Annotated in this window: 7 protein-coding genes; 6 read left to right on the forward strand and 1 reads right to left on the reverse strand. The window is 62.3% G+C overall.

Features of this window, described 5'->3' with window-relative positions; genetic code table 11:
• Window positions 1-63: 63 nt before the first annotated feature.
• Complete coding sequence (locus SPDO_RS16435; RefSeq protein ID WP_088368611.1) at window positions 64-498, reverse strand: Rrf2 family transcriptional regulator; 435 nt, start codon at window positions 496-498, stop codon at window positions 64-66.
• A gap of 87 nt (window positions 499-585) precedes the next feature.
• Between SPDO_RS16435 and SPDO_RS16440 the strand changes: the two genes are divergently transcribed.
• From SPDO_RS16440 to SPDO_RS16465, 6 genes are all read left to right on the forward strand, one after another.
• The gene (locus SPDO_RS16440) at window positions 586-1,365 is read left to right on the forward strand and encodes a class I SAM-dependent methyltransferase (protein ID WP_088368604.1); all 780 of its coding nucleotides are present in this window, start codon (window positions 586-588) and stop codon (window positions 1,363-1,365) included.
• Window positions 1,366-1,481: 116 nt separating this feature from the next.
• Window positions 1,482-1,943 (forward strand): VOC family protein, encoded by a 462-nt coding sequence (locus tag SPDO_RS16445; protein WP_088368605.1) that lies wholly within the window; start codon window positions 1,482-1,484, stop codon window positions 1,941-1,943.
• A gap of 145 nt (window positions 1,944-2,088) precedes the next feature.
• Window positions 2,089-3,438 carry a CoA transferase gene (locus SPDO_RS16450; RefSeq protein WP_211280112.1) on the forward strand — a complete coding sequence of 450 codons (1,350 nt, stop codon included), beginning with the start codon at window positions 2,089-2,091 and terminating at the stop codon, window positions 3,436-3,438.
• 452 nt (window positions 3,439-3,890) lie between these two features.
• Window positions 3,891-4,493, forward strand: coding sequence for a hypothetical protein (locus SPDO_RS16455; RefSeq protein WP_088368606.1), 603 nt, complete (start codon window positions 3,891-3,893; stop codon window positions 4,491-4,493).
• Window positions 4,493-5,233 (forward strand): hypothetical protein, encoded by a 741-nt coding sequence (locus tag SPDO_RS16460; protein WP_088368607.1) that lies wholly within the window; start codon window positions 4,493-4,495, stop codon window positions 5,231-5,233. The genes SPDO_RS16455 and SPDO_RS16460 overlap by 1 nt, the downstream gene beginning before the upstream one ends.
• An 856-nt stretch (window positions 5,234-6,089) precedes the next feature.
• Window positions 6,090-6,432: recombinase family protein (locus SPDO_RS16465; protein WP_143559691.1), on the forward strand; the 343-nt coding region annotated here is incomplete at its 3' end.

The raw sequence follows: 6,432 nt of genomic DNA on the forward strand, positions 1-6,432 counted from the left end.
CACAACCGGACGGCTCCGACACCGTCCCGATTGGGATCGTTATCGGGAAGGATGCTGATTTAATCAGACACTGACAGAGCCGCGCCGTTCATCGAACGTCTGAACGAGGGTCGCCAGGCTGATCGATGCCAGCCGTTCGACCAGCAGACGTTCGGCTTCCTGTAGTGCGTCGCTCACGGCTTCGTTGACGACAGCCGCGACTTGGCAGCCGGGTTCGGGATGTTCGATCCCGATCGCGAACAGGTGAGGGCCGCCAACGGCGTGATGCACGTCCAGCAGCGTCACCGTCTCCAAATCGGTGGCGATAGCCCAACCGCCGCCATGCCCCTTCTCCGAACGGACGTAGCCCGCGTTCCGCAATCCGGCCATCGTGCGGCGGATCAGGACCGGGTTGGTGCCGAGCATACGGGCGATCGCTTCGGAGGTCATCGGCCCGTCATGCTGTGCCATGTGGATCAGCACGTGAAGCATTCGCGAGAGGCGACCGTCATTCCGCATGGCACACGCTTCCGTCGCCGACATCATCTTGGCAAGCTTTGACGGTCACGATACCTGAGAGGTTGCATGATTCGTGGAGCATGGCCGATGCGTGAGTTCAACAAGGCAGATCATTGGGATAGCGCGGCCGAGCGGTATGAGACGACCGCGCATCCCTACACGGCACGCTATGTCGATGCTGCCCTTGCCCATGTACCGCTAACGGCCTCGTCCCGCGTGTTGGACGTGGCAGCCGGAACCGGCGCGCTGACACTCGCCGCCGCGGTGTCCGGAGCGCAAGTTCTCGCGACCGACTTCTCACCGGGCATGGTCGCGCGCATCGCCGCAAAGGGGCTGCCGAATGTCGAGGCGCGGGTGATGGACGGTCAGGCACTCGATCTGCCCGATGGCTACTTTGACGCGGTGTTCTCGATCTTCGGCGTGTTCATGTTCCCCGACTGGCGCACGGGGCTGGCCGAGATGGTGCGGGTTACCAGGCCTGGTGGGTACGGCGTCGTGGCGGTGTGGCAGGGCCGCGGCGCCGGTGCGTTCATGTTGCTTGGGCAGTTGATCCGCCGATTGTTTCCCGAACGTGAACTCACGGCCATGCCGGAGGCGATGACGATCCTCAGCAAGGCGGAGGGCTTTGCTGCGGAACTGGTGCGGGCGGGCTATCGTGAGCCGCAGATCGAGCATGTCACCCGCAACTTTGACCTCGACATGGCGGCGCTGGACGATCTCGATGCGCTGTTCGGACCATCACCCGACTGGACCAGCCTGGATGACATGCAGAAAGGCTGGATCGTCACGGAGCTGCGATCGCTGGCGGGCGACCAGGCACACCTTGCTATCCCTTCAACCGCGCTGATCGGTGTGGCGAAGCGGTAAACACCTTTAAGAGAACGTGAGAAGGATCGTTGCGGCCTTCCCGAATGTCTAGCCTGTAGAGAACCGCCGGGAAGCAATCCCTGATACCGCAAGCCTGACCCAGTGAGAGTACAGCAATGCCGGACGCCGCAAACGTAATTGCCGTGGATCACACAGGCTTCGCTGTATCGTCTTTGGACGAAGCCATTCGATTCTGGACGGGAGCGCTCGGCTTCAAACTTGAGCGACAGTCGGAGATGGGGGGCGACTTCCTGCATCAGGTGACTGGTGTCGATGATCCCAGCGTGAAAACCGCGATCGTCAGGGCACCAGACGGCTATGTGGTCGAACTATTGCAATATTCAAAAGGGCGCCAGAACGGGGCGGTGCCCAACAGCGCGGGGGCAATCGGTGCGGCCCATTTGGCTCTGACCGTGAACGATATTCAGGCCGCGATTGCCCGCGTCGAGGCGGCGGGATGGAAGGCGAAGGGTAGTCCGCTGCCGGTCGCGGGTGGTCCACGGAAGGGAACACTGGTTTCCTACGTTTCAGGCCCCGATCATATCACGATAGAGCTTATGCAGCCGCCAGCCCGTTAGTGGGCTGGCGAACGCTTTCCCGCTTCACCATCCCAATCGAGAATGCTGGTTAGGTCACATTCGCCGCCGCCGCATCTGCATTCACCGACGTCGATAAAGCTACTATGCAAATCCCGAGAAGCTGAGAGTGCGGAGGGCAGCGTCGGTGCGAGGTGAAATCGAGTCAGCCCTAGGTGTCGATCTTTTTGCCGAGGTGACCGGCGACGAACGACTCCCGTCATGCTTCGAGGTGAGCGAGCTACTCAGCGCATCGGTGGCGGCTGTGGCAAGCGCCGCCAGCTCACTGGTCGAGGCGGTGGGGCTTGCATCGTCGCCGCCTCCCGTTTGCGTTCACCAGCGGCTGGTATCGCTATGGGCGGGGCGCTCGATCCATCCAGTCGGCTGGGAGATGCCGCCCGTCTGGGATGCAGTAGCCGGCGACTACCGGACGCGGGATGGCTGGATCAAGCTGCACACCAATCTGGCGCATCATCGTCGTGCCGCGCTGTCGGTCCTAGGCGTCGAACCCGACCGCGGCTTGGTCGCGAGGGCCGTGGCCGACTGGGACGCGGAGGCTCTGGAAACAGCCATAGTGGACGCCAACGGCGTTGCCGCCGCGATGCGTTCCCGCGACGAATGGCTACGGCATCCGCAAGGTGTCGCAGTCGCGACCGAGCCGCTGATCGCTTGGGATGCCGGGCGGCCAGGGTCCCTCCGGTCCTGGGGCGGAACGCGCGACCGCCCGCTCGCCGGTCTGCGGGTGCTTGACCTCACCCGTGTCATCGCCGGCCCGGTCGCCACACGCACTTTGGCTGGACTCGGCGCGACTGTGCTCAGGATTGACCCGCCTGATTGGGAGGAGGCGAACGTCGTTCCGGACGTGACGTTGGGCAAGCGCTGCGCACATTTGCAGCTCGACACTTCCGAAGGAAAAGCATCGCTGGAACGCCTGTTGGCGGACGCGGATGTGCTCGTGCACGGCTATCGCCCGGGCGCTCTCGATGGGCTCGGACTGGGCGCGGAAGCGCGGCAGCGGTTGAACCCTCACCTGATCGAGGCGACCTTGGACGCCTATGGCTGGACAGGACCTTGGGCCGGTCGGCGCGGGTTCGACAGCCTCGTTCAAATGAGTTGTGGTATAGCTGAAGCCGGGATGACCTGGTCCAGTCGGACCGAGCCTACCCCGCTCCCGGTGCAAGCGCTCGATCATGCGACCGGCTATCTCATGGCGGCCGCCACGCTTGCCGCTTTGTGCAAAGGCGCGCGGGGGAACGGGATCGGCTCCGCCCGCCTTTCGCTCGCGCGCACAGGCTATCTGCTAGCCAGGCATCCCGCGACCATTACCGGCACGCTTGGTCTGCGACCCGAACAAGCCGACCTGTCGCCGATCACTGAAAGAACGCCTTGGGGCGATGGACGGCGGCTGCGCCCACCGTTCGACATGCAAGGCACGACGATCGCTTGGGACAGTCCAGCAACGGAGCTGGGGGCTACGTCAGCAACGTGGTCCGATTAAGCGCTTAGTCGGTGTTCACACCGAACGGACGGGATATCTGATGTCGGCGGCGGTTTCCCGCTTCGGCCGGAAGTCAGGTTAAGCAAGCCATGCGCTTTCCCATTTCACCATCCTGATGGGAAAGGGTGGATCGTCTCGCTTCCGCTTGCGACCGTGATGCTGTTGCCGCTCTCGGCTTCATTAGGATCTTAGAACGGCAGTCGTTGCGGCGTGAAAGGCGGAAGAAATCTGTTGTTTGAAGATGGCCAAACCGATCCGAACCTGCCCTTGATACGGCCTGAACGTGGTAATCTTGGCCCCCTCAATAGCCCTTTCACCTCGTCTGCTCGCGTCGGACGCATCGAGCGATGAAGGGTTTCATAACAGGTGTCGCGGCAATGATGCTGGCGGCGACGATCCCAGTCCTCAATGGCTGCGTTCCGCGCACGCAAGTCGCACCTTATAGGTATCGCATGACGGTTGAGGTCGACACGCCGACGGGCCTGCGCACCGGATCGAGCGTGATCGAGGTCCGCCCGCGCCTTACGGGCGAGTTCGCCGCCGATATGGCGATCGTTGGCGAAGCCGTGCCAGTCGATCTGCCGGATGGGCGTACAATTTACGCGCTGCTATGGTCGCGTCTGGCAGCGGATTGGGCGGGATGGATCGTCCTGTGGCTCGTGCGCCCCCCGGCAATGGGCAATGCGCCGATCGCCGACGTGGTCCGGGCGGTTGCCGCCACGCGTATCCCGCTGGTGCTGCCCCGTCGTCTCCCCGCCGGAGCCGGCTATCCGCTGATCGGCATGGATGCCCGGCCAAGTTTCGTCGCCTTCGGTGACGAGCGCCGCCCGAAAACGATCCGCTTCATCGATCCGGACGATATAGGCGGCGGTATGAAGCTTCGTCGTATCACGCTGCAGGTCACCGACGATGCGATCACCCACACCATCGGTGATCGACTGCCTTGGCTGGCGAGCCAGCGGGGCAGTCTGAAGCCCAGCAGCATGGATGCGCCGCTGGCTGACCGTCAACTCGAGTCGCTTACCGAAGTGGCCTTCGTGCGCAGGGGGTATTGATGGCCCGCAGTACGTTTCGCGAGGCAGGTGCCTACCTATCGCTGCTGGGATTGCTCGTGCTTGCCGGTTGCACACCTGGGTACGAGGAACTGCCCACATACCGCTACCGCCTGACCGTCGAGTTAGCGACGCCCCAAGGAGTCAGGAGCGGTTCAGGCGTGATCGAGGTGCACACGTGGCAAGCGGGGCCACAGACCATCCCGAGCCCAGGAGCGATCAGGACGCGAGAGGATGGCGAGGCAATCGTCATCGACCTGGGGCGGCAAGGACTCGTGTTCGCCCTGATGCGGGCCGGCAACTTCATGGATTGGCCCGGCAGCGTCGCGCGATCGCTGATCCCGTCTGTGAAAGGTGACACTTACGATGTCAGAGGCGCCGAGATCGCGGCAATCAAGGCGATGCGCGGCGTTCGCGAGGTGCCGCCAACCTTCGCGTCCGGCAGCAGTCAGCTACAGAACTGGCCCGACCTGGTCCGTTTCGCCGACCGCTCACGTCCAGAGACGATCCGCTGGATCGGCCCCCTGCCGCCCGGCCGTATCGCTCCATTTGCAGTGGCCATTCGACGTGTGACGTTCGAGATCGTTGACGCGCCGGTCACACGCACGATCAATCGCCGGCTGCCATGGCTGAGCGACGCTGCCGGAGAGACAAGGCTTCCCACTGACCTCGACCGAGCCGGGCTCGATCCCTTCATCCCACCGCTTTCCTCGTTTGATTTCACTAGGAATGTTGACCGATGAAGGAGTTTGCGGCGGATTGCTAACGGCGACCTGCAATCAAAACGACCACTGGGTTTGCACGCGCACAAACGCCCGTCACGGGGTTTCCCACTTCACGATGGTGAAACGGGAATGTCCGCTGATGGGTGGAAAGCGGAAAATCAGTGCTGAACCTGTGGGCGGCCCTGCGGCCTCACTCTCCAGAGACTATGGGGACAGGTCTTTCGCCAAATTTCCGCTGCCGTTCCGTCCGGGTTCCAAAGTTTCGCCCATGGCCTACGCCAAGTTGGGCTGGTCCAAACACCAATGTAAAAGCGCTTACCCCTAAGCCGCATCTCAAGATCGGCGTTTGTCATGACTGTTCGGCCCAAGCGAGTGTTTAAGTTCCCGTCTTCGATAAAGCCGCTAGTATCGACTTCGAACCGATCTCCCACCTCCGGCAGTTGGCTACCCTCAAGAGCGCTCCCCACACGTTGTATAGTGATGGACGCAAGGGCTTTAGGCTCACAATCTGTAACAGCTGGTCCGGCAGTCAGCCGGCAATCCCGACTTTGCACCGTCATCACTTCGCCCATAACCATTGAGGATGCGCCACAAATCAGTTGCTCGGTAGACGCAGGCAGCGTCCCAACGGCCGGCGAAGACACAACCATCAAACCACAGCAGGAGATCAGAACGCCTTGACGCATAAGTGGAAGGTCGCAGATCACGTCCTTGTCCGCAATTGGGCGTTTCCGGTCATTCCCGATTGGGAACCTCCAACGGGATGGATCGGACCAGCATAAAAATGCGCCCGATGAACGCCGGAGCTTTCCCAAAATATGTTCCCGAAATATGAGTCCCGAAATTCGCTGTTCGAGTTGGGATAACGGGACTCATGTTGGTTGGTTATGCGCGTGTCTCGACGTCCGATCAGGACCTGACGCTGCAAACCGATGCGCTGACCAGAGCTGGGTGCGAAAAGCTGTTCACCGACAAGGTGAGCGGCGCGAAGCTGAACCGGCCCGGCCTGATCGAGGCCCTCACTTTCGTGCGGGCCGGCGACACGCTGGTCATCTGGAAGCTCGATCGGTTGGGCCGCTCGATCCAAGGACTGATCGAACTGGCGGCCGACCTCTCGGCGCGCAAGGTCGATTTCCGGTCGCTGACGGATGGGTTCGACACGTCCACGCCATCGGGGCGGCTGCTGTTCCATATCCTTGCCTCGGTCGCGGAAATGG

The sequence above is a fragment of the Sphingomonas dokdonensis genome (assembly GCF_002197685.1).
Lineage (GTDB): Bacteria > Pseudomonadota > Alphaproteobacteria > Sphingomonadales > Sphingomonadaceae > Sphingomonas > Sphingomonas dokdonensis.

What these genes read in the sequence shown, in the direction of transcription:
- SPDO_RS16435 (WP_088368611.1), bottom strand. Translation starts at nt 498, where the DNA reads ATGCGGAATGACGGTCGCCTCTCGCGAATGCTTCACGTGCTGATCCAC.
- SPDO_RS16440 (WP_088368604.1), top strand. Translation starts at nt 586, where the DNA reads ATGCGTGAGTTCAACAAGGCAGATCATTGGGATAGCGCGGCCGAGCGG.
- SPDO_RS16445 (WP_088368605.1), top strand. Translation starts at nt 1,482, where the DNA reads ATGCCGGACGCCGCAAACGTAATTGCCGTGGATCACACAGGCTTCGCT.
- SPDO_RS16455 (WP_088368606.1), top strand. Translation starts at nt 3,891, where the DNA reads ATGACGGTTGAGGTCGACACGCCGACGGGCCTGCGCACCGGATCGAGC.
- SPDO_RS16460 (WP_088368607.1), top strand. Translation starts at nt 4,493, where the DNA reads ATGGCCCGCAGTACGTTTCGCGAGGCAGGTGCCTACCTATCGCTGCTG.